Consider the following 25,975-nt stretch of genomic DNA (forward strand, 5'->3'; position numbering starts at 1 on the left):
GGAATCAGGCCTCCTGAGCAGTCAGTTGCCGGGTACGGAGGTCTTCGACTTCCTGCACCTCATCGGCCGAGACGTAGAAGTCTCTGTCATTATTGAAGGAGTGAGCGATGGCGACGGCCAGCACAGCGAGGGCGGAGGCGATCACCAGCCACCAGATGTGCCATACCAGGGCAAAGCCGAGCGGGATGTTCAGCATGCCGATGATGAAGCCAGTGCCGGTGTTCTTCGGCATGTGGATGCGCGCGAACTTTTCGGTGCGGCGCACATAGCCGTTCTGCTTCATGTCCCACCAGCCGTCATGATCGCGCACATGCGGAACTTCGGCGAAGTTGTAGAAGGCAGGCGGCGAAGCCAGCGACCATTCGAGCGTGCGGCCCGTACCCCAGCTGTCGCCATTGTTGTCGCGCAGCTTTTCGCGGTCGCGGATCGAAACAGCGATCTGCAGAACCTGGAACACGATGCCGCAAAGGATGATCGCAACGCCGATGGCGGCAACGATGAGATAGATGTGCCATGCCGGGTTTTCGGTATGGTTCAAACGACGGGTCATGCCCATCAGGCCGAGCACGTAGAGCGGCATGAAGGCGAGGATGAAGCCGACGAGCCAGCACCAGAAGGCGTTCTTGCCCAGACGTTCGTTCAGCTTGAAGCCGAAAGCCTTCGGCCACCAGTAGACGAGGCCGGCAAAGCAGCCGAACAGAACGCCCGAAATGATCACATTGTGGAAGTGGGCGATCAGGAACACCGAGTTGTGCAGCACGAAGTCCGCCGGTGGAACCGCGAGCAGAACGCCCGTCATGCCGCCGACGACGAAGGTGCACATGAAGCCGATGGTCCACATGATCGGCGTTTCCATGCGCACGCGGCCCTTGTACATGGTGAAGAGCCAGTTGAAGACCTTCGCCCCTGTCGGGATGGAGATGATCATGGTCGCCACGCCGAAGAAGGCGTTGACGTTGGCGCCGCCGCCCATGGTGAAGAAGTGGTGGACCCAGACGAGGAACGACAGGATGGTGATGGCGACGGTGGCGTAAACCATCGACTTGTAGCCGAACAGGCGCTTGCCGGAGAAGGTGGCCACGATTTCCGAGAAGATGCCGAAGCACGGCAGTACCAGAATGTAGACTTCCGGGTGACCCCAGATCCAGATGAGGTTCACATACATCATCGGATTGCCACCGGCATCATTGGTGAAGAAGTGGAAATCCAGATAGCGGTCGAGCGACAGGAGCGCCAGCGTGACGGTGAGGATCGGGAAGGCCGCGACGATCAGCACGTTGGAGCAGAGCGCGGTCCAGGTGAAGACCGGAACCTGCATCATGCCCATGCCGGGCGCACGCATCTTGATGATGGTGGTGATGAGGTTGACGCCCGAAAGCAGCGTGCCCATGCCGGAAATCTGCAAGGCCCATATATAATAATCCACCCCGACATCCGGACTGAACTCCTTGCCGGAAAGCGGCGGATAGGCCAGCCAGCCGGTCTTGGCGAATTCGCCGACGCCGAGCGAGATGTTGACGAGGATCGCACCGGCAACCGTCAGCCAGAAGCTGAGCGAATTGAGGTAGGGGAAAGCCACGTCGCGCGCGCCGATCTGAAGCGGCACGGCGAAGTTCATCAGGCCGACGATGAAGGGCATCGCCACGAAGAAGATCATGATCACGCCATGGGCGGTGAAGACCTGATCGTAGTGGTGCGGCGGCAGGAAGCCCTCATTGGCCCCGGAAGCGAGCGCCTGCTGGGCGCGCATCATCACGGCATCCGAGAAGCCGCGGAACAGCATCACGAGTGCGAGGATGATATACATCACGCCAATGCGCTTGTGGTCGACCGACGTCAGCCAGTCGTTCCAGAGCGGCGCCCATTTGCGGTAGTAGGTTATGGCTGCCAGAATAGCGAGCGCCCCGCCAGCCACCGCGGCCAAAGTGACCATGATGATTGGCTCGTGAAAGGGTATCGCTTCGAGCGTAAGTTTTCCGAACATTTTTATCACGCTTCGATTGGAGCAATTCCGGGACGGCGCATGAAGGCCATCGTTCCGGAACCGCGTGAAACAAGGGATTGAATGCGGATGGCCGCGACCTCTTGCGAGGTCACGGGCCTATCGGCACATCAGTTTTCGAGCTGCGAGAGGCGCTGCGGCTGGACTGCGCAGATGATGTCGCTCGCCCACTGGCTGAAATCGACAGGCGAGGACTTGCGCAGGTTGGCGCGCGCTTCGCGGATCATCTGTTGACGATGCATCTCATCGTCGAGGCAGACGGACTTGCCGTCCCAGCAGCGGTTCACGATGTTGTGGAACAGCGCCTGGTCACTATAGGTGAAGAACTGCGGCGGAACCTTCTCGCTCGGCTGGACCAGCGAGGCGTAACGGTCGCGGCTCAGCTCTTCGCCATTCGCCTTGGCCTTTACATCGGCCACCCACTTGTCGAAGTCGGCCTGGTTGTAGGCATGCGCCTTGAAGCGCATCTGGGCGAAACCCTGACCGCTATAGTTGGCGGAGATACCGTCGAACTCGCCTTCATGATTGGCAACCAGATGCAGCTTCGTCTGCATGCTTGGCATGGTGTAGACCTGACTGCCGAGCTGCGGAATGAAGAAGGAGTTCATGATGTTGCTGGAGGTCAGCTTGAAATTGACCGGCACATCGACCGGCATTGCCATTTCATTGACGGTGGCGATGCCCTGGTCGGGATAGATGAAAAGCCATTTCCAGTCGAGCGCGACGACCTCGACATTGATCGGCTTCGCGTTCGATTCCAGCGGACGATACGGGTCGAGCTTGTGGGTGCTGATCCAGGTGACCGTACCCAGAACCACAATGATCGCCATCGGGATGAGCCAGACGGCAAGCTCGATCTTGGTCGAGTGGTGCCAGTCGGGCTGGTAATCCGCCTTCTCGTTCGAGGCGCGATACTTCCAGGCGAAGTAGAGCGTCATGAAGATGACGGGAAGCACGACAAGCAGCATGATGCCGGTCGCAAAGAAGATAAGATCGCGTTCTGCCATGCCGACTTCCCCTTTCGGGGACAGAAGGACCTGGTTCTCGCAGCCGGCGAGAAACGCCGTGAGGGCCATGACGGCGAACGAAACGATCGTCCGGGGGGTGCCGTGTTTCATTTGTCTTTCCATCCTGCGCGCAGAGTGTCACCTCCGGCGCATGCGTCATTTCCTAGTTTTCGGTAAATTCTGAAATTTCCAAAAGTACCGTTATAACGAATAGTCGCGTTTGTCACGTGTCTGACGAAAATTGTGCTGGATCGTAATGTCGCGCCCAAAAGCGGCCTTCCGCCGGAACAATCCGGCCCGGTGCCGATGCGGCGCTGTCTTGGAGCGGTTAAGGGCCGCCAGCCATCAGGATGCGGCGCAGCGATTAGGCCCAAAACGCGGGGTTTGCAAGATGAAAACCACCGTTTTTCCTACGAATGAACGGGATCGTGATGGGATTTTACCGAATCCGCCGTGAACCGACGGTCACGTGTTTCTCACTGGATTCACGAAATCCTCAATCGCCGCGCGGGTTTAGAGCTTAATCCGACCGGAGTGAAACGAGGATCGATAAGATTATGCTCGAAACAGAATAATTTGGAGCGCCGATCTGATCCAACCAGGTCGAAACGCGCTTTAACGGGCCTGCCAACGCATAATTCGATCCTCCGGGTTTCACTCCGGTTGGATTATGTTCTATTGGAATTTCACGAGGGAAGTGGGGGGGGAATTGGGGGTAGAGATGATATTTGCCGAAATGCCGCTCGATGAGGCCGAAGGCGCGATCCTCGGCTATGCGACGACTGCGGGTGCGCTCACCTTGCGCAAAGGCACGGTTCTCGATGCGCTCAACCTCGCCCTGCTGCGGGAGGCGGGCGTAGGCTCGGTGCTGGCCGCGCGTATGGAACAGGGCGACATCGGCGAGGACGAGGCGGCACTTGCCATCGCGCGCATAATTGCTTCCGCCGATGTGGAAACCGGCAACGCCACGACCGGGCGCGTCAACCTGCACGCCCGGAAGAACGGCATGTTTTTGGCAGATGCAGACCGTATTGATGCCATCAACGCACATGATGCGCGCATTTCCATCGCGACGCTGCGCAACCATGTGCGGGTGGAAGCCGGTCAGATGATCGCCACCGTCAAGATCATTCCTTTTGCCGTGCCGGAGACGCTCCTGCATGAGATAAGCCTCGATGCTCGGCCCGCGCTGCATGTCTGCGCCTTCAATGGCGCGCGGATCGGCCTGATCCAGTCGCGCCTTCCTTCCATACGCGAGGCGGTTCTGGAGAAGACCCGCGAGCTGATGGAAAAGCGTGCGGTGCGCAATGGCGGGACGCTTGTTTGCGAAAAGCGCGTCGCGCACGATCAGGCGGCGCTGGCTTCGGCCATCGCGGACGTGGGCAGGGCCTGCGACATCATCGTGATTTTCAGCGCTTCGGCGGTTGCCGACGAGGCGGATATCGTGCCGCAATCGATCCGCATTTCGGGCGGCGAAATCCTGCGCATCGGCATGCCGGTCGATCCCGGCAATCTGCTGGTTCTGGGCCAGCACGACGGCAAATATATTGTCGCCGCGCCCGGATCGGCGCGCAGCGCCCGCGAAAACAGTCTCGACCGGGTGCTGGATCGCCTGATGGCGGGGATTGCGCTTACCGCCGACGACCTGTCCCGCATGGGCGTGGGCGGACTGGTGCTTTAGCCTTGTTCTTGTTCTGACAGAATCGTCAGAACCGTTTTCGCTATTGGCTTTACCGAGCGCAAAACCGTTTCCCACTTTTGCTGGAAATGCTTTTTGTCTTCCGCATTTCCGGACGCAAAACCGCTTCGCACTTTTGCTGGAAATGCTGGGCGCCGTCCGAGCCACGCCGCGTGGCTCGGCAAAACTCAGATCGCGTAGTCGAACACCAATATGCCCTCGATGCCGCCCTCGGCTGCTTCGACCAGGCTTTTGCCGACCTTTGCGTGTTCGGGATGCGGAAGATAGGCGTCACGCGCCGCGCCATCCGCGAAATCCACGACGAAGCCGTGGCGAAATCCCTTTTCAAGATTTTCAGGACTGTTGTTTTCGCCTGCCGTGACCGACAGGATGCCGCCGATCTTGTCCTTGAGCGCGACGACCGACTGCAACCTCTCTTCGATCTGCGCGGCTTCGAGTTCGGGCCTGAATTTGATGAGGACGATATGGCGTATCATGAACCGCTTTCCTGACAGAAGAAGATCGCGCCGCCTCCGGGAATGGCGGCAGGCAATGTCTTTCATAAAACATTTTCAGCAAAAATTCGAAGGCAGCTCCCGCTTTCGGGAGACATGCGCTCGACGCGAAAAAGGCCGGGCTGAACCCGACCTTCCGCTTTCACCTGAGTTGCGCCAGTACATCCGTGGTCACGATCCCAAGTGAATTCCCGATACGCATATGGATATAACCCGTCTGCGTTTCAGGAATATGACATTGCGGGCAGTGGCCAGATTGCTCCAAAACCGGTCCAACCCGGCCCTGCCCCGACAGTTTCGGCCCCAAACCGTGCCGGCAACTGCCGTATTCCCGTGCGAGCGCCGCATCGCGCTCAATTCCGTTGGCATTCACCCCGCTTCGCGGTCCGATGCCTGTCCCGCAGAACTTGCCGTCAGGCCGCCATCGGCGCTTCAGCCAGTTCGGGATGATTGTAGTTCCATACCTCGATCAGGCATTGCCGCATCAAATCGAGATCGACCGGACCGATCCGGCTCAATACGAGATCGAGTTCGTCGGGCTCAACGCCCCGGTTGAGTAACTCAACAATTGCCTCGATCAGAATTCTTTTATCGTCAAATCTGTAGCGCTGCATAAACCTGCTCCGCTAACTGCCCCATCCACGGTCACAGATTAAACAGACATGGTTAACCGAAGCTTAAGCCGCGAAAAACCGTCCGTTCAACCGACACCCGACACCGGACAGACGCCTGTTCCAACAAATTTCCCGCACGCAACTGCGGGACCCTAATTAAAAAATAACTTAAACATAAACATCAAACTCTTGCCTCCAAGGACAAGATTAGGTCAAATTCTTAGTATATTTTCCGCGAAAACCAAGAAGAAAATTTCTACGCGGTTTATTTTATTATATTCTTTCATTCGGATGAGGCCATTATGTCGTTCTTTCGCAGATATATCGATTGGTCCTTTACTTACGTCCGGCTGGCCGGGCTTGGGCTGCTCATCGGCGGAAGCGTCATGGGCGGCTATCTCTACACACTGCAATATAAGGGCAATATCCACGCCATCGTCGTCGGGCAGGCCTATCGCTCCAACCAGCCCAACCCCGCGCGCATCGCGTCAATGCAGAAGCTTTACGGCATAAAGACGATCATCAATCTGCGCGGCGCCGAACCCGGATCGAAATGGTACGATGAGGAGATTGCCGCCGCGAAGACGCTCGGCATCAGCCACACCGATTTCGCAATGTCATCCAGCAAGCAACTCAATCCTGCACAGACCAGACAGTTGATCGCGCTGATGCAGAATGCGGAAAAGCCGGTGCTTATCCATTGCAAATCGGGCTCCGACCGCACGGGGCTTGCTGCCGCGCTCTATGTGGCGGCAATCGCCAAGGGCAGCGAAAGCAAGGCCGAACGGCAATTGTCCATCGCCTACGGGCATTTCGGTTTTCCGCTGAGCCCTACCTATGCGATGGAAAAGACATTCGAGGCTATCGAAGCCGAACTCGGTTATACCGGCTCCTGACCCTGCCGCTCCACAAACGCAAAACGCCGGGGCGAAACCCCGGCGTTTTCTGTTTATATGAGCCGCGCATCCTATCCGAAAACCGTTTCACATTTTTCGGGGTGCGCTCTCTTTCAGGCAATGACCTTATTCGAGGCCGACGATCTTGCCGCCATCCCACTTGAAGATGTCGAAGCTCGGCGAGCTGAGGTCGCCGCTGGCGCCGTAGGTCAGCGTGCCGATAGCCGTTTCGATCGGCTTGCCGTCATGCAGAGCCTTGGCGACGGCAGCCGAGTCATCGGCGGAGCCGGCGCGTTCGATGCCAGCCTTGATGACTTCCACGGCGGCATAGGCGTTCATGGTGAAGGCTTCAGCCGGGATGTTCTTGGCCTTCAGGGCCTCGATGGCATCCTTGGAGGCCGGGTTCTTGGTGGCGTCCTTGGCGTTGGTGAAGAGCGTGCCCTGCGCGTTGGTGCCGCCGATTGCCCAATATTCGGTGTTGGATAGGCCTTCCCCGCCGAGAACCAGGGCCTGGAGGCCGGCATCGTGCAGCTGGCGCGACAGGAGACCGCCTTCGGCATGGTAGCCGCCGAAATAGACCACTTCGGCACCGGCAGACTTCAGCTTGGTGACGAGTGCGGAGAAATCCTTGTCGCCCGGCGTGACGGAATCATAATGCACTTCCGTGACGCCGCCCTTGTTGATCGCCGCCTTGAAAGCGTCGGCCAGACCCTTGCCATAGGCGCCCTTGTCGTGAATCACGGCGACCTTCTTGTCCTTCAGGTTCTTCAGGACGTAATCGGCCATGACTTCGGCCTGCTGGTCGTCGCGGCCGCAGGTGCGGAACACGTTTTCCAGATTGCGCGCGGTCAGGTCCGGGCCGGTGGCGGTCGGGGTGACCATCAGGACGTTGTTTTCCGCGAAAACGTCGGAAACCGGAATGGCGACGCCGGTCGTGACCGGGCCGACAACGAACTTGATGCCGTCGCCGACGATCTGGTTGGCGGCGGAAACACCCTGCTTCGGTTCACCGGCATCGTCGGCAAACTTCAGAACGACTTTCTCGCCCTTGATGCCGCCAGCCTTGTTGATGACTTCGACGGCGGTTTCCGCGCCCTTCTTCACCTGGTCGCCGAAAGCGGCGACAGGACCCGTCAGCGGTGCAACGACGCCGATGGTGATGTCTGCATAGGCGGCGCTGGCAAAGCCGAGTGTAGCTGCGAAAGCCACGCTGGACAGAAGTTTCAGGTTCATTCTTTTTCTCCTTTGGTGGGGCGGCGTCCTCCGACGGCCCCGAGACAACCCATGCCGGTCAAATCTCAGCGCATCCGCGCTGCCGAATTGCCGGGCCCTCCCTTTTGTTCATCGCATGATCTCAAAGGGGTGATCCAGAGCGCCAGACGCTCCAAATCATATGCATCAACGCGCATCTTGCCCGAAAACCGTTTCACACTTTTCGGGATGCGCTTCAAAAGCACGCCGCACCGCCGCCTCGAAGAGGCCGGAGCCATAATATTATCCGAAATAGCATTCGCCCTTTCGGAATCATGCTCCGGAACGGGAGCGAGCTTTCATGATGTAATAAGAATGCATTTCCGGCTTCCGATTGCAAGGGGCCAAGTACCCGCAAATACAACGAAAAACCGCCTCCTCCTAACTGGCTCCTCCCTCCTTCTTCCATGATGGTGATCTCTTCGCAAAAAAGGCCGCGATCCCTTCCGCGGCCTCCGGTGTCTCCCATGTGTCGGCAAGGCGGGTAAGCGTCATGTCGATCACCGTCTCGTCGATCGGTGCGCCCAGCGCATGGACCAGCCGCTTGGATGCGGCAACGGCTGCGGGCGCGGTGGCGAAATAGGGTTTGATCTCCGCCTCCACCGCCGCATCGAGACGCTCCGCCTCGACCACATCGTGCAACAGGCCGATGCGCCGCCCCTCCTCGGCATCGAACAGCCGCGCCGAGGTGAATGTGCGCAGCGCATTGGCCTGGCCGATACGCGCCACCACATAGGGGCTGATGGTGGCCGGTATCAGGCCAAGCTTCGTCTCCGTCAGCCCGAAGCGCGCGCCGGAAATACTGATTGCCGCATCGCACACGCTGATGAGGCCGACGCCACCGCCATAGGCCTGCCCGTTGATGCGACCGATCAACGGCTTCGGCAGGTCGCGCAGCGCTTTCAGCATGAGGGCAAGCTTGCGCGCCTCCTCGATGCGCTGCGTGCGCGTCGCCTTGACCTGTTCCTGCATCCAGCCAAGGTCGCCGCCCGCGCAAAAGCTCGCGCCCGCGCCGGTCAGGATCACGATGCGCACGGCTTCATTATCCGCCAGATGCAGCGCTGCCGTCGTCAGCTCATCGATCATCAGGCCGGACAGGGCATTATGCTGGTCGGGCCGGTTGAGCGTCAGCGTCGCGACGCCGCGCTGATCGACAGCGATTTGAAGCGTCTCGAATTCCTTCATGCGGCTTTATCCTGACGCAGGCTTTGCGCGAACAAGGAGGCCTGCTTCAGCTTGTCCAGATCAAGGCCGGTTTCAAACCCTGATCCATGCAGCATTTCGACAACGGCAACCGTATCGACATTGCCCCTCGCGCCCGGCGCAAAAGGACAGCCGCCAAGACCGCCAACCGAAGCATCGAACACGCGCAGGCCTTTTTCCAGGCTGACGCGGATATTGTCGAGCGCCCGCCCGCCAGTGTCGTGATAATGACCGGCAAGGCTGTGCGCCGGTGCGATGGCCAGCACCGCATCGAGCATGGCGGCAACCTTGTCCGGCGTGCCGCGCCCGATCGTGTCGCCAAGGCTCACCTCGTGACAGCCGAGCGAAAAGAGCTGCTCGGTCACATCGGCAACCGCCTGCGGGGCCACCGGCCCGTCATAGGGGCATTCGACCACGCAGCTCACATAGCCACGAATGGCCAGGCCGTCATTGATCGCAGCGCCGATAACCGGAGACAGGCGCTCGATGCTTTCAGCGATTGAGCAGTTGATATTGGCCTTTGAAAAACCTTCCGAGGCGGAAATGAAAACCGCAATCTCATCGACATTGGCGGCAGCAGCACCCTCATAGCCCTTCATGTTGGGCACCAGCGCCGAATAACGCACGCTGTCGGCGCGCCTGATCCCGGCCATCACTTCCGTGCTGTCGGCCAGTTGTGGCACCCATTTGGGGCTGACGAAGCTCGTCGCCTCGATGCGCGAATAGCCGCAATCGGACAGGCGGTCGATCAGCGCGATCTTGTCGGCTGTCGGCACAAACCGCTTCTCATTCTGCAGGCCATCACGCGCAGCCATTTCCACAATTTCCACGTGTTCAGCCATGTTGCTCCTCCAACTCGACCAGCAATGCACCTTCACTGACCTGATCGCCCGCCACAACGGTTACGGATGCAATCTTGCCGTCGCGCGGCGCGGTCAGTGACAGTTCCATCTTCATCGCTTCCATCGTCACCAGCGGATCGCCTTTGGCGACGCTTGCACCTTCCACGACGGAAACCAGCGCTACCCGCCCCGGCATCGGCGACAGGATGCGGCTTTCGCTTGAAGCATCCTCTTCCGCGCCTATCGACTGCACATGATGAAATATGGTGTCCCGACCCTCGAATTGCACCGTCACATCATGCCTGATGCGCGAGACCGATGCCTCCCTCATGCGGCCATCGACAGCAAAACGAACCAGCCCGTTTTCATGGGCGCGGATTTCCAGTTCGCCGAAGGCAAAGCCGAAATGCCCGCCGCCTCTGGCCGTAAAGCTGACCATGCGGCGCTCGCCGTGATGATCGAGCAGAATCGAGCGCAATGCCTCGCCCCACAGCCGGAACCCGCACAGGCTAACCCATGGATCACCTTCTTGCGGCGTATCCAGAAGGTCGAGCGCACCAAGCGCGGCCAGCGCAAAGGCAATATCCGAAGGCGGCTCAGCGGTGAAAAGCGCCGCCGCCTCGCGCCCGATCAGGCCCGTATCGACATCGCCGGTGCGGAAAGCTTCGAGCTTGCAAAGCGCCGAGAGGAACTGGCGATTGGTGACGAGGCCCGCAATCCGGGTCTTGTTTAGTGCCGCATCAAGCCGGTTGAGTGCCTCATCGCGCGTTGCGCCATGGGCGATGATCTTTGCGATCATCGGATCATAGAACGGCGTGATCGTATCGCCGGTTCGCACACCCGAATCGACACGGGCATTTTCAGGCTGCGCGAACAGAGCGAGCTTGCCGGTGGCAGGCAGAAAATCACGCGCCGGGTCTTCCGCATAAAGCCGCGCCTCGAAGGCCCAGCCGTTTATGGAAAGTTCGTCCTGACGTTTCGGCAGCGCCTCGCCGGAAGCCACACGCAATTGCCATTCGACCAGATCAAGCCCGGTGATGGCTTCCGTGACCGGATGCTCCACTTGCAGGCGCGTGTTCATTTCCATGAAGAAGAAGCGGTCCGGTCGCAGCCCTTCCGACACATCGGCGATGAACTCCACCGTGCCCGCGCCGCAATAACCGATGGCGAGCGCGGCCTTCACCGCCGCCTCGCCCATGGCGGCGCGCATTTCCGGCGTCATGCCGGGGGCAGGCGCTTCCTCGATCACCTTTTGGTGGCGGCGTTGCAGCGAGCAATCGCGCTCGAACAGATGCACGGCATTGCCGTGGCTGTCGCCAAAGACCTGCACCTCGATATGGCGCGGCTTCGCCATGTATTTTTCGACCAGCACGGCACTGTCACCAAACGAGGCTTCCGCCTCGCGCCGCGCGCTGTCGAGTGCTGCCGCAAAATCGTCTGGCTGATCGACACGGCGCATGCCCTTGCCGCCGCCGCCCGCGCGCGCCTTGATGAGCACCGGATAGGTGATGCGGTCGGCCTCGCTTTTGAGGAAGGCTCCATCCTGATTATCGCCGTGATAACCCGGAACGACAGGCACGCCCGCCTTTTCCATCAGCGCCTTGGCGGCATCCTTCAGCCCCATGGCGCGAATGGCCCTGGCCGAAGGGCCGATGAAAGTGAGGCCCGCCGCCTCGACCGCATCCACGAAACCGGCATTTTCGGAAAGAAACCCATAGCCCGGATGGATGGCCTCCGCGCCGGTTTCCCTTGCGGCCTTGATGATCGCCTCGACATTCAGATAGCTCTGCGCGGAAATGGCAGGGCCGACCCGCACCGCCTCATCGGCCATCTCGACATGCAGCGCACCGGCATCCGCATCGGAATAAATCGCAACCGTTGCAATGCCCAGTTTGCGCGCCGTGCGGATGACCCGACAGGCAATTTCTCCGCGATTGGCAATCAGTATTTTGCTAAACATCTGATTGCCTCACATTCTAAACAGGCCGAAACGCGTCGGCTCGACCGGCGCGTTCAGCGTGGCGGAAAGCGACAGGCCCAGCACTTCGCGGCTCTTGCGCGGATCGACGATGCCGTCATCCCAAAGCCGCGCCGAGGCATAGAGCGGGTGGCTCTGGCGCTCGAACATCTCCAGCGTCGGACGCTTGAATTCCGCTTCCTCCTCCGCCGACCATGTGCCGCCCTTACGCTCGATCCCGTCGCGCCTGACGGTTGCAAGCACGCCTGCCGCCTGTTCGCCGCCCATCACCGCGATACGGCTGTTCGGCCATGTCCACAGGAAGCGCGGCGAATAGGCCCGCCCCGCCATGCCGTAATTGCCCGCGCCATAGGATGCGCCGATCAGCATGGTGATCTTCGGCACATTGGCGGTTGCCACCGCCGTCACCAGCTTGGCGCCATTCTTCGCGATGCCTTCGGCCTCATATTTGCGCCCGACCATGAAGCCGGTAATGTTTTGCAAGAACACCAGCGGAATATTGCGCTGGCAGCAAAGCTCGATGAAATGCGCGCCCTTCAGCGCTGCCTCTGAAAACAGCACGCCATTATTGGCAATAATGCCGACCGGCATGCCGTAGACGCTGGCAAAACCGCACACCAGAGTGGTGCCGTAGCGCGCCTTGAATTCATCGAAATCCGAACCGTCGACCAGCCGCGCAATCACCTCGCGCACATCATAGGGAATGCGCGTATCGGCGGAAACGACGCCCAGAAGCTCCTCCGGGTCGTACAGCGGAGCAGCGCCATCGCCACGCGAAATGAAGCCGCGCTTCTCGCTGTTGAGATTGGCGGCAATGGCGCGCGCGATCTGCAAGGCATGGGCGTCATCATTGGCCAGATGATCGGCGACACCGGAAAGCCGCGTGTGCACATCGCCGCCGCCGAGATCTTCCGCGCTCACCACCTCGCCGGTTGCAGCCTTGACCAGTGGCGGGCCTGCCAGAAAGATCGTGCCCTGCCCCCGCACGATCACCGTTTCGTCGCTCATGGCGGGCACATAGGCACCGCCTGCCGTGCATGAACCCATGACGACAGCGACCTGCGGAATGCCCGCCGCCGACATCTGCGCCTGATTATAGAAGATGCGCCCGAAATGGTCGCGATCCGGGAAAACCTCGTCCTGATTGGGCAGGTTGGCTCCGCCGGAATCGACCAGGTAAATGCAGGGCAGGCGGTTTTCGCCAGCGATTTCCTGCGCACGCAGGTGCTTTTTCACCGTCACCGGATAATAGGTGCCGCCCTTCACCGTCGCATCGTTGCAGACGATCATGCAGTCGCGGCCCGAGACGCGCCCGATGCCGGTGATGATGCCAGCCGAAGGAGCCGCCCCGTCATACATGCCATGTGCCGCCGTCAGTCCTACTTCGAGAAAGGGAGAACCCGGATCGAGCAATTGCGCCACACGCTCACGCGGCAGCAGCTTTCCGCGCGAAACATGGCGTTCGCGGGCTTTCTCGCCGCCGCCGTCGATCGCAATGCGCGAGGCTTCCGCCACCACGTCGATCGCCGCCAGCATCGCCTTTCGGTTGGCCTCGAAGCTGGCGCTTCGGGTGGAAATTTCAGATTTGAGAACCGCCATCAACGGGTCTCCTGAAAGAGTTCCCGCCCGATCAGCATGCGCCGGATTTCCGAAGTGCCTGCGCCGATTTCATAAAGCTTGGCATCGCGCAGCAGGCGTCCGGTGGGATAATCGTTGATATAGCCATTGCCGCCGAGCGCCTGGATCGCCTGCAAGGCCATCTGCGTGGCGTTTTCAGCCGTGTAGAGGATGCAGCCCGCCGCATCCTTGCGCGAGGTCTCGCCCCGGTCGCAGGCCGCCGCCACCGCATAGGTATAGGCGCGCGAGGCGTTGAAGGTCACATACATGTCGGCAAGCTTGCCCTGCATGAGCTGGAATTCGCCGATTGGCTGGTCGAACTGCTTGCGCTCATGCACATAGGGCACCACGACATCAAGACACGCCGCCATGATGCCGAGCGGCCCGCCCGCCAGCACCACGCGCTCATAATCAAGGCCCGACATCAGCACATTGACGCCCTTGCCCTCGACGCCCAGCAGGTTTTCGGCAGGCACTTCGCAGTCCTCGAACACCAGTTCGCAGGTGTTGGAGCCGCGCATGCCGAGCTTGTCGAGCTTCTGCGCGGTCGAAAAGCCCTTGAAGGTTTTTTCGACGATGAAGGCGCTGATCCCGCGGGGGCCTGCCGATGGATCGGTCTTGGCATAGACCACCAGCACATCGGCATCGGGGCCGTTGGTGATCCACATCTTGTTGCCGTTGAGAATATAGCGCTCGCCCCGCTTTTCGGCGTGAAGCTTCATCGAAACTACGTCGGAACCGGCCCCCGGCTCGGACATGGCCAGCGCGCCGACATGCTCGCCGGAAATGAGTTTCGGCAGATATTTCTCGCGCTGTCCGGGCGAGCCGTTGCGGGTGATCTGGTTGACGCAGAGATTGGAATGCGCACCGTAGCTGAGGCCGATGGAGGCGGAAGCGCGGCTGATTTCTTCCATCGCGATGCAATGGGCAACATAGCCCATGCCGGCGCCGCCATAGTCTTCAGGCGCGGTGATGCCAAGCACACCAAGCTCGCCCAGTTCACGCCACAGATGCATGGGAAATTGATTGTTGCGGTCGGTTTCAGCGGCCAGCGGCGCAATGCGGCTTTCCGCAAAACGGCGCACCGTATCGCGAAGGGCTTCGATCTCCTCGCCAAGACCGAAATTGATGCCCGATGCAAACATACTCGTCCTCCACAAGTTCTGCCCGGCGACCATCCTCTGCAGGATGGCTTATGTTGAAGGCAGAGTGTCCCGTGGCGGTCAAATAGGCAATGGCCTTGCGCGGCGTTCTGTGGCTATTTATTGCCGGATAACGAAATTTTGTTGCGCTCGCTACCCGGCAATTCCAAACAGTTGCAGGATGGTCAAATCAGTCCTCATGAAGCTCGGCAATGTCGCGATAGAGCTCCAGGGCTTCCGGATTGGCCAGCGCCTCGCGGTTCTTCACCTCGCGTCCATGCACGATGTCGCGCACGGCCAGCTCCACGATCTTTCCCGACTTGGTGCGCGGAATATCGCGGACGGCGACGATTTTCGCCGGGACATGGCGCGGCGTGGCGCCGGTACGGATTTTCGCCTTGATGCGGGCCTTGAGATCGTCGTCCAGCGCGACACCCCCGGCAAGCCGCACGAACAGCACCACCCGCACATCCTTGTCCCAGTCCTGCCCGATGCAGAGCGCCTCCGCGACTTCCGGCATCTGCTCGACCTGATTGTAGATTTCCGCCGTACCGATGCGCACGCCGCCGGGATTGAGCGTCGCATCCGAACGGCCATGAATGACGATACCGTCATGCCCGGTCCATTCGGCAAAATCGCCGTGGCACCAGATATTGTCGAAACGCTCGAAATAGGCGGCCTGATATTTCGCGCCTTCCGGATCGTTCCAGAATTCCAGCGGCATGCAGGGAAAGGCTTTCGTGCAGACCAGTTCGCCCTTCTCGCCCCGCACCGGCTTGCCATCGTCGTTCCAGACATCGACCGCCATGCCAAGGCCCGGGCCCTGGATTTCGCCGAGCCACACCGGTTCCGTCGGGACGCCGAGCACGAAGCAGGACACGATATCGGTGCCGCCGGAAATGGAGGCAAGATGCACGTCGCTCTTGATCGCGTCATAGACGAAGGCAAAGCCTTCCGGCGACAGCGGCGAACCGGTGGACGAAATGGTGCGCAGCGCCGACAGATCATGCGTCTCACCGGGCTTCAGCCCGGCTTTCAGCACGGCATCGATGAATTTCGCCGACGTGCCGAAATAGGTCATGCCCTCGGCGGCGGCATAATCGAAGAGCACATTGCCGTCGGGATAGAAGGGCGAACCGTCATAGAGCAGCAGCGTTGCGCCGGAGGCGATGCCCGAAGCCAGCCAGTTCCACATCATCCAGCCACAGGTGGTGAAATAGAAGAAGCGGTCATCCTCGCGAATATCCGCATGAAGGCGATGTTCCTTCAGATGCTGCAACAGCACGCCGCCCGCGCGATGCACGATGCATTTGGGAATGCCCGTCGTGCCGGACGAAAACAGGATATAAAGCGGATGATCGAAGGGCAGCCGGGTGAACTCCACGGCCCTGGCCCCGAATGGCTCCAAGGCCGCATCGAGCGCAATACCCTTTTCCGCCTTGTCTGCCACGGCTTCCGCTTCGCCCAGATAGGTGACGATGACGGCCCGCTTCAGCCCCGGCAGTTTTGCCGTCACTTCGGCAATCTTGCCGGCCACGTCAATCCGCTTGCCGTTATACCAGTAGCCGTCGCAAGCGAAGAAAAGCTTCGGCTCGATCTGGCCAAAACGGTCGAGCACGCCCTGCACGCCAAAATCCGGCGAACAGGAAGACCAGACGGCGCCGATGGACGAAGCGGCCAGCATGAGGGCAACCGCCTCAGGCATGTTGGGCATCATGCCCGCGACACGGTCGCCGGGCTCAACACCCTCCGCCAGCATGAACTGCTGCAATCTCGACACCAGCGCATGGAGATCGTCCCAGCTCAGGCGCCGTTCGACCTTGTCCTCACCGCGAAAGACGATGGCTTCTCCTTCGCCCTCATGGCGCAACAGGTTTTCCGCGAAATTGAGCCGCGCCTGCGGAAAGAACCTTGCCTCCCGCATATGGCCCTTGTCGACAAGGGCTGTATTGCCGCGCTCGCCGACGACCTCGCAAAAATCCCACACAAGCTGCCAGAAACCGGCGCGATCCTCGACAGACCAGCGATGCAGCGCGGCATAATCCGGCAGGCTCAGGCCCGTGCGCTGTTCGGCGCGAATGCGGAACTGCTCCAGATTGCTGGCGGCGATGCGCCCCGCATCCGGCTGCCACAGGGGGCGGTCATGCGAAAGCTGCGTGGGGACTGCGTTGGTGCTCATCATTCCTCCCAGAACCATGCGGAGCAGATCCTCTCCCGATCAACTCCGTCACGGATTTCTAGAAGAGAGTTTCCGATCCGTCCATGCTTTTCCCATGGGCTGGCGGTCAAGGGCGCAAGAAGAGGCATCAGCAACGCATCATTGCCGCATGAGCAGCGACTGTCTTGCCATGCAAAAAAGCGTGGCCTATTTAAAGCCAGCGCCGGAGTGCAGTTCCTGCCTTCGGCGCAAGAAAGATATCCAGTTCTCAGGGCGGGGTGAAACTCCCCACCGGCGGTAACGGGTCAAGGACCCGAAGCCCGCGAGCGCCTGTCACGGCAAATGTGTCAGGGTCAGCAGATTCGGTGCAATTCCGAAGCCGACGGTCATAGTCCGGATGAAAGAGAACGAGGTTGGAAGCATGCGCGTGCCGGACGGCTTGCCGTCTTCATTGTGTTGTTTTTCTTCCCGTACCCTGAGGTAACAGGCTTGCCAGGGCAAGTTCCGCCGAAACCGGAACGCGCCCTATCGTTTTGCCGCATCTTTGCGTCGCCAGATGTTTTCATCTGGCTGCAAAATGCTCCGAAGGAAGAAACCGTTGAGCCAACTTGCCTCTGCCCCAACTTTGAAACCGACCGTGCGCGGCGCAGCGCTGATGGTCGCGGCCTGTTCGGCCTACGCCGCAGTCAACGTCGCCACCCAATGGGCGGGAACGCGTACCGGCATTCCATCCGTCATCATCGCCTTCTGGCAATATGTGATCGCGCTGGTGCTGACACTGCCCATGCTCGTTCGCGATGGCGCGGGAGCCCTGCGCACCAGCCGCTTCGGCCTGCATGTCATGCGCGTCGCGCTGGCCGCCGCCGGCGTGCAGGTCTGGATTTACGCGCTGACCCATGTGCCGATCTGGCAGGTGGTCGCCCTGTCCATGACCTCGCCGTTCTTCGTCATCCTTTGCGCGCGGCTGTTTCTGCGGGAAAAGGTCACGCCGGCGCGGCTGCTCACCACATTCGCCGGCTTTGTCGGCGCGCTGGTCATCATCGCGCCCTGGTCGGATTCCTATACGGTCTATTCGCTGCTGCCGGTCCTCGCCGCCGCACTGTGGGCGGGCTATTCGGTGATGACCAAATATCTGACCCGTTTTGAAAGGCCCGCCAGCATTTCGGCCTATATGCTGGTGCTGCTCACCCCCATCAATGCAGCGCTCTGGCTGGCATCCGGCCTCAGCATGACGGCAATCGCCGCGCCGAGCGTCGAGATCTGGTCGATATTGATCGTCATCGGGGCCTTCACTGCCCTGGCGCAATATTTCCAGATTGCAGCCTATTCGATCGCGGATGCGGTTTATCTGCAGCCGTTTGACGATCTGAGACTGCCGATCAATGTGATTTTCGGCTGGATCGTTTTTGCCGCCGCGCCGGGCATCAACTTCTGGCCGGGGGCCGCGCTGATCGTCGGCGCATCGCTCTATCTGATGCGGCAGGACAGCGGCACGACGCGCACGGCCTGACCGATCGAGTGGCACGCCTGCCTATCGGACGACAGGCAGGCAGTCTTGCGTGGCTTCGGCAGAGCCGCGCTCATATCCGCCGACCCAAACATCGAGCCTTTTCACCAGCCAGCGGTGGAGCGGATTCTCGAACAGGTGATAGGCAGCTGCCGCCGTCAACACGCTGGCGACAGCAGCCCCACAGATGACCAGAACCGCGCCCGCCGTCGTCTCGCTCCATCGCTCCGGCGCCATTCGGAAAAACATCATCCCGACCAGCGGATGCAGGATGAAGATACCGAAGCTGTAACGGGAGAGGCTTGCCAGCCCGCGCCATTGCAGCGGCGTATAAATCCCCTGACTGGATGCGAGATAGAGCACATAGATGCCCGTATAAATGAATGCCAGCCGCAAGGGACCTTCCAGCGTGTGGGGTTCGCCCGGGCCGTTTTCGGGGTGGCAGAACAGAAAGACGGCGAGACAGGCGGCAAGCAGGCTTTTGACGACCGCCCCCGGCATGGCCGGATGTTCCCTGCGGGCAAGCCACATCCCGAAGAGAAAGGAAGGCAAGGCCCGGAAGACGCCCACATTGGACAGCTGAATGCGGGTAAGCGACAGGACGCCGAGCTTTTGCGCCAGATATTCGCCTGCCACAGTCGCAACAATGACGCCCACCAGGACCCAGCTCCCGAAACGGCGGCACACCATATCGAACAGCGGGAAAGCCAGATACATGGCCAGAAGCGCGCTCAGCGACCAGCTGACATAATTGTAGGAGGAGGTGTGGCCCAATCCCCAATTGTGGACCAGCAGCAACTGGGCCAGTCCGTCGCGCCAGCTTGAACTGTGCTCGCCCAGAGGGTGCAGGATTCCCGCCGCCGCGAGGGCGGATAGAAGCGCGAAACAGGAAAAGGCAACCACGTGCAGCGGATAAATCCGCGCCAGCCGCTTGCCGACGAAAGCCACATAACGGGGCCAGCTCCAAAGATAATTCCGCCGCCGCGCCAGAAAGAGCCCGGAGACGATAAAGAAGACATCGGTAAAATAAGAAAAGGCTAATATAAATTCATTCAATGTTTCATTCTTCACCGGAATTCGGAAGGAAAAATGAAAGACGGCGATTCCTATACATAATAAAAACCGCAACCCATCGAAATCAGGAAGCCTATTCATTCACAAAAGCCATGCAAAATTACTTTTACGAAACTCTACTTACCAATTTTTTGGGAGTTGTCGAGCATGGCCGTCCGGGAAATCCGGTCGAATGTCGCGGGGTTTTCCAGCGCGCAAAATCGCTCGTTCGGTGACAGCTGTCGCGATGATCGAACTGGTATGTGACTGGCTTGTCGGGAAGGAAAATTTGGTGGAGCCAAGCGGGATCGAACCGCTGACCTCCTGCATGCCATGCAGGCGCTCTCCCAGCTGAGCTATGGCCCCATCAGACCTCTTTCGAGGTGGGCCAGGCAGGACTTGCTGCCCGGTGTGGCGGCTTATTAAATGGCGTTCGCGAGAAGATCAAGAGCTAAATCGCAACTCTTTTCACATCTGCCAAAAATAATTCACAGATCGCGGCGGTCTTCATGCAAGAGGCGCCCAAACGCAACGAGGCGACCCGAAGGCCGCCTCGCAAAAGCATCATGTCCGGACCGGCTGAACGGATCAGCCTTCTTCGTCGTCGCCGCCGACGCCGCCACCGAGAATGCCCGACATGTCGTCGTCCTCGTCTTCCTCTTCTTCGAGGAAGGTGTCGTCATCGTCGTCGCCCAGATCGACATCGTCGTCGTCGATATCCGGCAGATCGTCGCCGCCGCCCTTGGTTTCGTCGTCGGCGTCCTCGAGCGAGACGAAATCCGGCTTTTCCAGTGCCGTATCCAGTTCTTCCTCTTCGGTTTCCTCTTCAACGACACGGCTTTCAAGCGTGGAGTCGAAATAGGACCGCGGATAGGAAATGCCGGTGTAAGGCGAAACGATCGGATCACGATTGAGATCGTAAAATTTCTTGCCCGTTTCCGGGTCGATACGCTTGGTACCAAGTTCAGCTTTTGCCACGTCTAGCCTCGTTAATTTGCACGGGGACACAAATTCATATTATCGCGCCGGGATGCCTGCCTCGAAGCATACAGCCCATCACCATGCTGCTCACTGAACCATATGGCAAGGGGCAAGTCTCAAGCGCGTTTACAGTGTTGTCCGGTGCATAAACGCAATTTGGCGCGTTTGTCAAAGCCAAACGCACGCGCATATGCAGACTCTTCCGCCTCCGTGTCGCCTGCGCCGCGTATTCGCGGATGACCACACAATATTACTATGCTAGGGAAGCCCCGCTTATCTCTCAATCCCGGCGCGTGATCGCGCCAAAATGTGACTGTGAAAAATCCATGTCCCATTCTGCATCCCCGAAACCAGCAACCGCCCGCCGCTCGGAGGCACTCACGGGCGAAATCCGCATTCCGGGCGACAAGTCCATCTCGCATCGCTCCTTCATGTTTGGCGGTCTCGCATCGGGCGAAACCCGCATCACCGGCCTTCTGGAAGGCGAGGACGTCATCAATACAGGCCGCGCCATGCAGGCCATGGGCGCGAAAATCCGTAAAGAGGGCGATGTCTGGATCATCAACGGCGTCGGCAATGGCTGCCTGTTGCAGCCCGAAGCTGCGCTCGATTTCGGCAATGCCGGAACCGGCGCGCGCCTCACCATGGGCCTTGTCGGCACCTATGACATGAAGACCTCCTTTATCGGCGACGCCTCGCTGTCGAAGCGCCCGATGGGCCGCGTGCTGAACCCGTTGCGCGAAATGGGCGTTCAGGTGGAAGCAGCCGATGGCGACCGCATGCCGCTGACGCTGATCGGCCCGAAGACGGCCAATCCGATCACCTATCGCGTGCCGATGGCCTCCGCGCAGGTAAAATCCGCCGTGCTGCTCGCCGGTCTCAACACGCCGGGCGTCACCACCGTCATCGAGCCGGTCATGACCCGCGACCACACCGAAAAGATGCTGCAGGGCTTTGGCGCCGACCTCACGGTCGAGACCGACAAGGATGGCGTGCGCCATATCCGCATCACCGGCCAGGGCAAGCTTGTCGGCCAGACCATCGACGTGCCGGGCGATCCGTCATCGACCGCCTTCCCGCTCGTTGCCGCCCTTCTGGTGGAAGGTTCCGACGTCACCATCCGCAACGTGCTGATGAACCCGACCCGTACCGGCCTCATCCTCACCTTGCAGGAAATGGGCGCCGATATCGAAGTGCTCAATGCCCGTCTTGCAGGCGGCGAAGACGTCGCCGATCTGCGCGTCAGGGCTTCGAAGCTCAAGGGCGTCGTCGTTCCGCCGGAACGTGCGCCGTCGATGATCGACGAATATCCGGTCCTGGCGATTGCCGCCTCCTTCGCGGAAGGCGAAACCGTGATGGACGGGCTCGACGAACTGCGCGTCAAGGAATCGGATCGTCTGGCAGCGGTCGCACGCGGCCTTGAAGCCAACGGCGTCGATTGCACCGAAGGCGAGATGTCGCTGACGGTTCGCGGCCGCCCCGACGGCAAGGGACTGGGCGGCGGCACGGTTGCAACCCATCTCGATCATCGTATCGCGATGAGCTTCCTCGTGATGGGCCTTGCGGCGGAAAAGCCGGTGACGGTTGACGACAGTAACATGATCGCCACGTCCTTCCCCGAATTCATGGACATGATGCCGGGATTGGGCGCAAAGATCGAGTTGAGCATACTCTAGTCACTCGACAGCGAAAATATTATTTGCGAGATTGGGCATTATTACCGGTTGGTCTCAGCGGGGGTTTAATGTCCAATCTTCCATACGTAACAGCATCAGGAAATATCAAAAAAGCTTTAGAAGGAATTGCTAGAGCAGCGACGCCGCCTAAGCTTTCTCAAGACTTCGTTAAAACTGTACTGAAAATCCCCGGGGGGTCCGGGGATCAAATGACTTCATTTCTGAAGAAAATTGGCCTCGCAAGTAGCGATGGGACACCAACACCTCTCTATAATCAGTTTAGGAATCCATCCACATCCGGTCAAGCAATTGCGCAAGCTATACGCACCGCGTACGAACCTTTATTCAGACGAAATGAATATATGTACGACCTTTCCGATAAGGAGCTTCAAGGGCTTATAGTAGAAGAAACCGGTCAAGCTCACGACTCTAATGCAGTATCTCTGATTTTCTCATGTATAAAGCAGCTAAAATCTCTCGCAGATTTTGGTTCAACACCTATCCTTATCGAGGAAAGACGCTTTGACCCGACCCAAGATTCGTCGGCGCAGAAAGATACTCCACTGACTGGCGGGGGAATCGGCTTAAACTTGGGCTACACAATTAATCTGAATTTACCTGCGACAACCGACATAGCTGTCTTCAATGCAATATTTAAAAGTCTGAGAGAAAATTTGCTGCGAGAAACCGATGGCTAAAAACCCAGAAACGTTAATCAGAGCATTCGGAATGTCTGCACTCCAAATCTCCGATGAGATGAATGGCGTATCAAAATCTACTGGGTTTGATCTTGGTTTGAATGGAGCTTTTCGCCGCAAAAGACAACTCGAGGATTATGATCAATTCGAGAAGGAAATTCGAAATCAAGCTTCAATGATGTCCGAATATTATGAGATATTCTATTGCTTGGAAATTTCCATTAGAAGACTCGTCTCGCAAACAATGATGGAAGCCACCGGGCAAAATTGGTGGACGTCTGCGCGTGTCCCGCCCGGGGTATCAACTGAAGTTGCCGCTAGAAAAAAGAAAGAATTAGATTCAGGTTTTGACCTTAGGTCTGAGCATGATATCGACTACACGACTTTTGGTGAGTTATCGACTCTCATCACGAGTAATTGGGATCTTTTTGAGCCAATCTTTAGCTCAAAAAGTGCTGTTTCTACGATTCTAAATCGACTAAACGTCCTTCGTGGTCCCATCGCTCATTGTTGTGAAATGTCAGACGATGAGAAACTGCGACTCGAGCTTACCGTTCGAGATTGGTTTAGAACGATCTCATAAAGAAGAAAAATGAACTTTGTAGTCGCTATCGACGGACCGGCCGCTTCGGGCAAGGGAACCCTTGCCCGGCGCATCGCCATTCACTACGGCATGCCTCATCTGGATACGGGGCTGACCTATCGCGCCGTCGCCAAGGCGCTTCTCGACAAGGGCCTGCCGCTCGACGACGAGGCGGTGGCGGCTGAGGCAGCACGCAATCTCGACCTGCGCGAGATGGACAAGGCCGTCCTTTCCGCCCACACGATCGGCGAGGCGGCCTCCAAGGTCGCCGTCATGCCGAAGGTCAGGCGGGCGCTCGTCGAAGCGCAGCGCAATTTTGCCAATGCCCTGCCCTCGAGCGTGCTTGACGGGCGCGACATCGGCACCGTCGTCTGTCCCGATGCGGCGATAAAGCTCTTCGTCACGGCATCGCCTGAAGTGCGTGCCGAGCGCCGCCATGAGGAAATCGTGGCGCGCGGCGAGAAGGCCGATCTTGCGGAAATCCTCGCCGATCTCAGGAAGCGCGACGAGCGTGACACGAACCGGATCGATTCTCCCTTGAAGCCCGCGGAAGACGCGCACTTGCTTGATACGAGCGAAATGAGTATAGAAGCGGCATTTCTGGCCGCAAAAAAGCTGATCGATCACGCTTTGGCGCAGCATCGGGGATGAAATCCGGCAGGTTTCAAGGCTTTTCGGTATCATTATGCCTCGAAACGCTGGATTATCCTGAGTTCGGACCTATATAGGCTGCACTCATACTGAAAAGCCTGACTTCGCGTTCCACGCGCCGGTTGTCTGCAAAGACGGGGCCGAGGTCGGGCATAACGCAACACTAACCCCCGGCGCTGCATCCGATGAATTTCCCGGATGCACCAGGAGTATTCATGTCAGAATTCAATCCATCCCTCGCAGACTTCGAGTCGCTGCTGGCGGAATCCTTTGCCACGAACGACCTTGCTGAAGGTTATGTCGTCAAGGGCCGCATCGTGGCCATTGAAAAGGACATGGCGATCATCGACGCCGGTCTGAAGGTCGAAGGCCGCGTGCCGCTGAAGGAATTCGGCGCAAAGGGCAAAGACGGCTCGCTGAAGCCGGGCGACGAAGTGGAAGTCTACGTCGAGCGCATCGAAAACGCTCTGGGCGAAGCTGTCCTGTCGCGCGAAAAAGCACGCCGTGAAGAAAGCTGGGTCAAGCTCGAGCAGAAGTTCGCCAATGGCGAGCGCGTCGATGGCGTGATCTTCAATCAGGTCAAGGGTGGTTTCACCGTCGACCTCGACGGCGCTGTTGCCTTCCTGCCGCGTTCGCAGGTCGACATCCGTCCGATCCGCGACGTCACCCCGCTCATGCACGTCCCGCAACCGTTCGAAATCCTCAAGATGGACAAGCGTCGCGGCAACATCGTTGTCTCGCGCCGTACCGTTCTTGAAGAAAGCCGTGCGGAACAGCGTTCGGAAATCGTCCAGAACCTTGAAGAAGGTCAGGTCGTTGAAGGCGTCGTCAAGAACATCACCGACTACGGTGCGTTCGTCGACCTCGGCGGCATCGACGGTCTGCTGCACGTGACCGACATGGCATGGCGCCGCGTCAACCATCCGTCGGAAATCCTCACCATCGGCCAGACGGTCAAGGTGCAGATCATCCGCATCAACCAGGAAACCCATCGTATCTCGCTCGGCATGAAGCAGCTCGAGAACGATCCTTGGGATGGCATCGGCGCGAAGTACCCGATCGGCAAAAAGATCACCGGCACCGTCACGAACATCACCGACTACGGTGCGTTCGTCGAAATCGAGCCGGGCATCGAAGGCCTCATCCACGTTTCCGAAATGTCGTGGACCAAGAAGAACGTCCATCCGGGCAAGATTCTTTCCACCACGCAGGAAGTCGAAGTCGTTGTGCTCGAAGTTGATCCGGTCAAGCGCCGTATCTCGCTCGGCCTCAAGCAGACCCTCGACAATCCGTGGACGACCTTTGCCCAGAAGTACCCTGTTGGCACCGTTGTTGAAGGCGAAGTCAAGAACAAGACCGAATTCGGCCTGTTCATCGGCCTCGACGGCGACGTTGACGGCATGGTTCACCTCTCCGACCTCGACTGGAACCGTCCGGGCGAACAGGTCATCGAAGAGTACAACAAGGGTGAAGTCGTCAAGGCTGTCGTTCTCGACGTTGACGTCGAGAAGGAACGCATCTCGCTCGGCATCAAGCAGCTTTCCGGCGACAAGGTCGGCGAAGCAGCAGCTTCGGGCGAACTGCGCAAGAACGCCGTTGTGACCTGCGAAGTGACCGCCGTTACCGACGGTGGCCTCGAAGTCCGTCTCGTCGACCACGATCTGGAAAGCTTCATCAAGCGTTCGGATCTGTCGCGTGACCGCGACGAACAGCGTCCGGAACGCTTCACGGTCGGTCAGAAGGTTGACGCCCGCGTCATCGCCTTCGACAAGAAGACCCGCAAGCTGCAGGTCTCGATCAAGGCGCTCGAAATCGCCGAAGAAAAGGAAGCTGTCGCTCAGTACGGTTCGTCCGACTCCGGCGCTTCGCTCGGCGACATCCTCGGCGCCGCTCTGAAGAAGCAGGAAAAGAACTAATCTTTCC

The 25,975-nt window shown here is 59.1% G+C and carries 21 protein-coding genes, 1 tRNA gene and 1 riboswitch; of the genes, 8 read left to right on the forward strand and 14 right to left on the reverse strand.

The genetic code is table 11. From position 1 onward, the window contains the following. Positions 1 to 4: 4 nt before the first annotated feature. Both cyoB and cyoA read right to left on the reverse strand, forming a co-directional pair. Complete coding sequence (gene cyoB, locus ACOWVS_RS09930; RefSeq protein WP_006471212.1) at positions 5 to 1,984, reverse strand: cytochrome o ubiquinol oxidase subunit I; 1,980 nt, start codon at positions 1,982 to 1,984, stop codon at positions 5 to 7. Between the two features lie 128 nt (positions 1,985 to 2,112). Then, entirely contained in the window at positions 2,113 to 3,120 is a 1,008-nt protein-coding gene (cyoA, locus tag ACOWVS_RS09935) for a ubiquinol oxidase subunit II (RefSeq protein WP_021587695.1), read from the reverse strand. Between the two features lie 610 nt (positions 3,121 to 3,730). On the opposite strand from cyoA, the gene ACOWVS_RS09940 reads away from it, so the two are divergent. Continuing rightward, positions 3,731 to 4,690 carry a molybdopterin-binding protein gene (locus tag ACOWVS_RS09940; protein ID WP_021587694.1) on the forward strand — a complete coding sequence of 320 codons (960 nt, stop codon included), beginning with the start codon at positions 3,731 to 3,733 and terminating at the stop codon, positions 4,688 to 4,690. 185 nt (positions 4,691 to 4,875) lie between these two features. Here ACOWVS_RS09940 and ACOWVS_RS09945 read toward each other — a convergent pair whose 3' ends face one another. Next, positions 4,876 to 5,184, reverse strand: a complete 309-nt coding sequence (locus ACOWVS_RS09945; protein ID WP_025090690.1) for a Dabb family protein — start codon at positions 5,182 to 5,184, stop codon at positions 4,876 to 4,878. A 431-nt stretch (positions 5,185 to 5,615) separates the two neighbouring features. After that, a complete protein-coding gene (locus tag ACOWVS_RS09950; RefSeq protein ID WP_006465760.1) occupies positions 5,616 to 5,816 on the reverse strand; it encodes a hypothetical protein in 201 nt (66 codons plus the stop codon). Between the two features lie 302 nt (positions 5,817 to 6,118). Between ACOWVS_RS09950 and ACOWVS_RS09955 the strand changes: the two genes are divergently transcribed. Further along, positions 6,119 to 6,712 (forward strand): tyrosine-protein phosphatase, encoded by a 594-nt coding sequence (locus tag ACOWVS_RS09955; protein WP_021587692.1) that lies wholly within the window; start codon positions 6,119 to 6,121, stop codon positions 6,710 to 6,712. A gap of 126 nt (positions 6,713 to 6,838) precedes the next feature. Here the strand turns inward: ACOWVS_RS09955 and ACOWVS_RS09960 are convergent, their stop codons facing one another. From ACOWVS_RS09960 to ACOWVS_RS09990, 7 genes are all read right to left on the reverse strand, one after another. Continuing rightward, entirely contained in the window at positions 6,839 to 7,945 is a 1,107-nt protein-coding gene (locus ACOWVS_RS09960) for a branched-chain amino acid ABC transporter substrate-binding protein (RefSeq protein ID WP_021587691.1), read from the reverse strand. 399 nt (positions 7,946 to 8,344) lie between these two features. Next, positions 8,345 to 9,148, reverse strand: a complete 804-nt coding sequence (locus tag ACOWVS_RS09965; RefSeq protein WP_021587689.1) for a crotonase/enoyl-CoA hydratase family protein — start codon at positions 9,146 to 9,148, stop codon at positions 8,345 to 8,347. Continuing rightward, on the reverse strand, positions 9,145 to 10,008 hold the full coding sequence (locus ACOWVS_RS09970; protein ID WP_021587688.1) for a hydroxymethylglutaryl-CoA lyase: 864 nt from the start codon (positions 10,006 to 10,008) through the stop codon (positions 9,145 to 9,147). The genes ACOWVS_RS09965 and ACOWVS_RS09970 overlap by 4 nt, the downstream gene beginning before the upstream one ends. Beyond that, entirely contained in the window at positions 10,001 to 11,968 is a 1,968-nt protein-coding gene (locus ACOWVS_RS09975) for an acetyl/propionyl/methylcrotonyl-CoA carboxylase subunit alpha (protein WP_021587687.1), read from the reverse strand. Before ACOWVS_RS09975 ends, ACOWVS_RS09970 begins: the two co-directional genes overlap by 8 nt. Positions 11,969 to 11,977: 9 nt before the next feature. After that, positions 11,978 to 13,585, reverse strand: a complete 1,608-nt coding sequence (locus ACOWVS_RS09980) for a carboxyl transferase domain-containing protein (protein WP_021587686.1) — start codon at positions 13,583 to 13,585, stop codon at positions 11,978 to 11,980. Then, positions 13,585 to 14,748, reverse strand: coding sequence for an isovaleryl-CoA dehydrogenase (locus ACOWVS_RS09985; RefSeq protein WP_021587685.1), 1,164 nt, complete (start codon positions 14,746 to 14,748; stop codon positions 13,585 to 13,587). Before ACOWVS_RS09985 ends, ACOWVS_RS09980 begins: the two co-directional genes overlap by 1 nt. Positions 14,749 to 14,935: 187 nt before the next feature. Continuing rightward, positions 14,936 to 16,924 (reverse strand): acetoacetate--CoA ligase, encoded by a 1,989-nt coding sequence (locus tag ACOWVS_RS09990; RefSeq protein ID WP_031347168.1) that lies wholly within the window; start codon positions 16,922 to 16,924, stop codon positions 14,936 to 14,938. A 239-nt stretch (positions 16,925 to 17,163) separates the two neighbouring features. Beyond that, positions 17,164 to 17,316, forward strand: a riboswitch (FMN riboswitch). 185 nt (positions 17,317 to 17,501) lie between these two features. Between ACOWVS_RS09990 and ACOWVS_RS09995 the strand changes: the two genes are divergently transcribed. Then, on the forward strand, positions 17,502 to 18,413 hold the full coding sequence (locus tag ACOWVS_RS09995; RefSeq protein WP_266063936.1) for a DMT family transporter: 912 nt from the start codon (positions 17,502 to 17,504) through the stop codon (positions 18,411 to 18,413). 21 nt (positions 18,414 to 18,434) lie between these two features. On the opposite strand, the gene ACOWVS_RS10000 is transcribed toward ACOWVS_RS09995, so the two are convergent. From ACOWVS_RS10000 to ACOWVS_RS10010, 3 genes are all read right to left on the reverse strand, one after another. After that, positions 18,435 to 19,565 carry an acyltransferase family protein gene (locus ACOWVS_RS10000; RefSeq protein WP_031347164.1) on the reverse strand — a complete coding sequence of 377 codons (1,131 nt, stop codon included), beginning with the start codon at positions 19,563 to 19,565 and terminating at the stop codon, positions 18,435 to 18,437. A 188-nt stretch (positions 19,566 to 19,753) separates the two neighbouring features. Next, positions 19,754 to 19,829: transfer RNA gene (locus tag ACOWVS_RS10005), tRNA-Ala, on the reverse strand. 222 nt (positions 19,830 to 20,051) lie between these two features. Next, positions 20,052 to 20,441 carry a TIGR02300 family protein gene (locus ACOWVS_RS10010; RefSeq protein ID WP_006471224.1) on the reverse strand — a complete coding sequence of 130 codons (390 nt, stop codon included), beginning with the start codon at positions 20,439 to 20,441 and terminating at the stop codon, positions 20,052 to 20,054. Positions 20,442 to 20,770: 329 nt separating this feature from the next. Here ACOWVS_RS10010 and aroA point away from each other — a divergent pair, with 329 nt between their 5' ends. The 5 genes from aroA to rpsA all read left to right on the forward strand — a co-directional run bounded on the left by aroA (position 20,771) and on the right by rpsA (position 25,968). Beyond that, on the forward strand, positions 20,771 to 22,120 hold the full coding sequence (aroA, locus tag ACOWVS_RS10015) for a 3-phosphoshikimate 1-carboxyvinyltransferase (protein ID WP_021587681.1): 1,350 nt from the start codon (positions 20,771 to 20,773) through the stop codon (positions 22,118 to 22,120). Between the two features lie 68 nt (positions 22,121 to 22,188). Beyond that, a complete protein-coding gene (locus ACOWVS_RS10020) occupies positions 22,189 to 22,818 on the forward strand; it encodes a DUF5343 domain-containing protein (protein ID WP_031347162.1) in 630 nt (209 codons plus the stop codon). Continuing rightward, positions 22,811 to 23,401 (forward strand): Swt1 family HEPN domain-containing protein, encoded by a 591-nt coding sequence (locus tag ACOWVS_RS10025; RefSeq protein WP_021587679.1) that lies wholly within the window; start codon positions 22,811 to 22,813, stop codon positions 23,399 to 23,401. The genes ACOWVS_RS10020 and ACOWVS_RS10025 overlap by 8 nt, the downstream gene beginning before the upstream one ends. A 9-nt stretch (positions 23,402 to 23,410) precedes the next feature. Beyond that, on the forward strand, positions 23,411 to 24,052 hold the full coding sequence (gene cmk / locus ACOWVS_RS10030) for a (d)CMP kinase (RefSeq protein ID WP_021587678.1): 642 nt from the start codon (positions 23,411 to 23,413) through the stop codon (positions 24,050 to 24,052). A gap of 215 nt (positions 24,053 to 24,267) precedes the next feature. Then, positions 24,268 to 25,968, forward strand: a complete 1,701-nt coding sequence (rpsA, locus tag ACOWVS_RS10035; protein ID WP_006471225.1) for a 30S ribosomal protein S1 — start codon at positions 24,268 to 24,270, stop codon at positions 25,966 to 25,968. The last annotated feature ends 7 nt before the right edge of the window (positions 25,969 to 25,975 follow it).

This window comes from Brucella sp. IR068 (genome assembly GCF_049065885.1).
Classification (GTDB): Bacteria; Pseudomonadota; Alphaproteobacteria; order Rhizobiales; family Rhizobiaceae; genus Brucella; species Brucella intermedia.

Bases quoted from the DNA above. Each gene is read 5' to 3' on its own strand.
- cyoB (WP_006471212.1), bottom strand. From the start codon at position 1,984: ATGTTCGGAAAACTTACGCTCGAAGCGATACCCTTTCACGAGCCAATC.
- cyoA (WP_021587695.1), bottom strand. From the start codon at position 3,120: ATGAAACACGGCACCCCCCGGACGATCGTTTCGTTCGCCGTCATGGCC.
- ACOWVS_RS09940 (WP_021587694.1), top strand. From the start codon at position 3,731: ATGATATTTGCCGAAATGCCGCTCGATGAGGCCGAAGGCGCGATCCTC.
- ACOWVS_RS09945 (WP_025090690.1), bottom strand. From the start codon at position 5,184: ATGATACGCCATATCGTCCTCATCAAATTCAGGCCCGAACTCGAAGCC.
- ACOWVS_RS09950 (WP_006465760.1), bottom strand. From the start codon at position 5,816: ATGCAGCGCTACAGATTTGACGATAAAAGAATTCTGATCGAGGCAATT.
- ACOWVS_RS09955 (WP_021587692.1), top strand. From the start codon at position 6,119: ATGTCGTTCTTTCGCAGATATATCGATTGGTCCTTTACTTACGTCCGG.
- ACOWVS_RS09960 (WP_021587691.1), bottom strand. From the start codon at position 7,945: ATGAACCTGAAACTTCTGTCCAGCGTGGCTTTCGCAGCTACACTCGGC.
- ACOWVS_RS09965 (WP_021587689.1), bottom strand. From the start codon at position 9,148: ATGAAGGAATTCGAGACGCTTCAAATCGCTGTCGATCAGCGCGGCGTC.
- ACOWVS_RS09970 (WP_021587688.1), bottom strand. From the start codon at position 10,008: ATGGCTGAACACGTGGAAATTGTGGAAATGGCTGCGCGTGATGGCCTG.
- ACOWVS_RS09975 (WP_021587687.1), bottom strand. From the start codon at position 11,968: ATGTTTAGCAAAATACTGATTGCCAATCGCGGAGAAATTGCCTGTCGG.
- ACOWVS_RS09980 (WP_021587686.1), bottom strand. From the start codon at position 13,585: ATGGCGGTTCTCAAATCTGAAATTTCCACCCGAAGCGCCAGCTTCGAG.
- ACOWVS_RS09985 (WP_021587685.1), bottom strand. From the start codon at position 14,748: ATGTTTGCATCGGGCATCAATTTCGGTCTTGGCGAGGAGATCGAAGCC.
- ACOWVS_RS09990 (WP_031347168.1), bottom strand. From the start codon at position 16,924: ATGAGCACCAACGCAGTCCCCACGCAGCTTTCGCATGACCGCCCCCTG.
- ACOWVS_RS10000 (WP_031347164.1), bottom strand. From the start codon at position 19,565: ATGAATAGGCTTCCTGATTTCGATGGGTTGCGGTTTTTATTATGTATA.
- aroA (WP_021587681.1), top strand. From the start codon at position 20,771: ATGTCCCATTCTGCATCCCCGAAACCAGCAACCGCCCGCCGCTCGGAG.
- ACOWVS_RS10020 (WP_031347162.1), top strand. From the start codon at position 22,189: ATGTCCAATCTTCCATACGTAACAGCATCAGGAAATATCAAAAAAGCT.
- ACOWVS_RS10025 (WP_021587679.1), top strand. From the start codon at position 22,811: ATGGCTAAAAACCCAGAAACGTTAATCAGAGCATTCGGAATGTCTGCA.
- cmk (WP_021587678.1), top strand. From the start codon at position 23,411: ATGAACTTTGTAGTCGCTATCGACGGACCGGCCGCTTCGGGCAAGGGA.
- rpsA (WP_006471225.1), top strand. From the start codon at position 24,268: ATGTCAGAATTCAATCCATCCCTCGCAGACTTCGAGTCGCTGCTGGCG.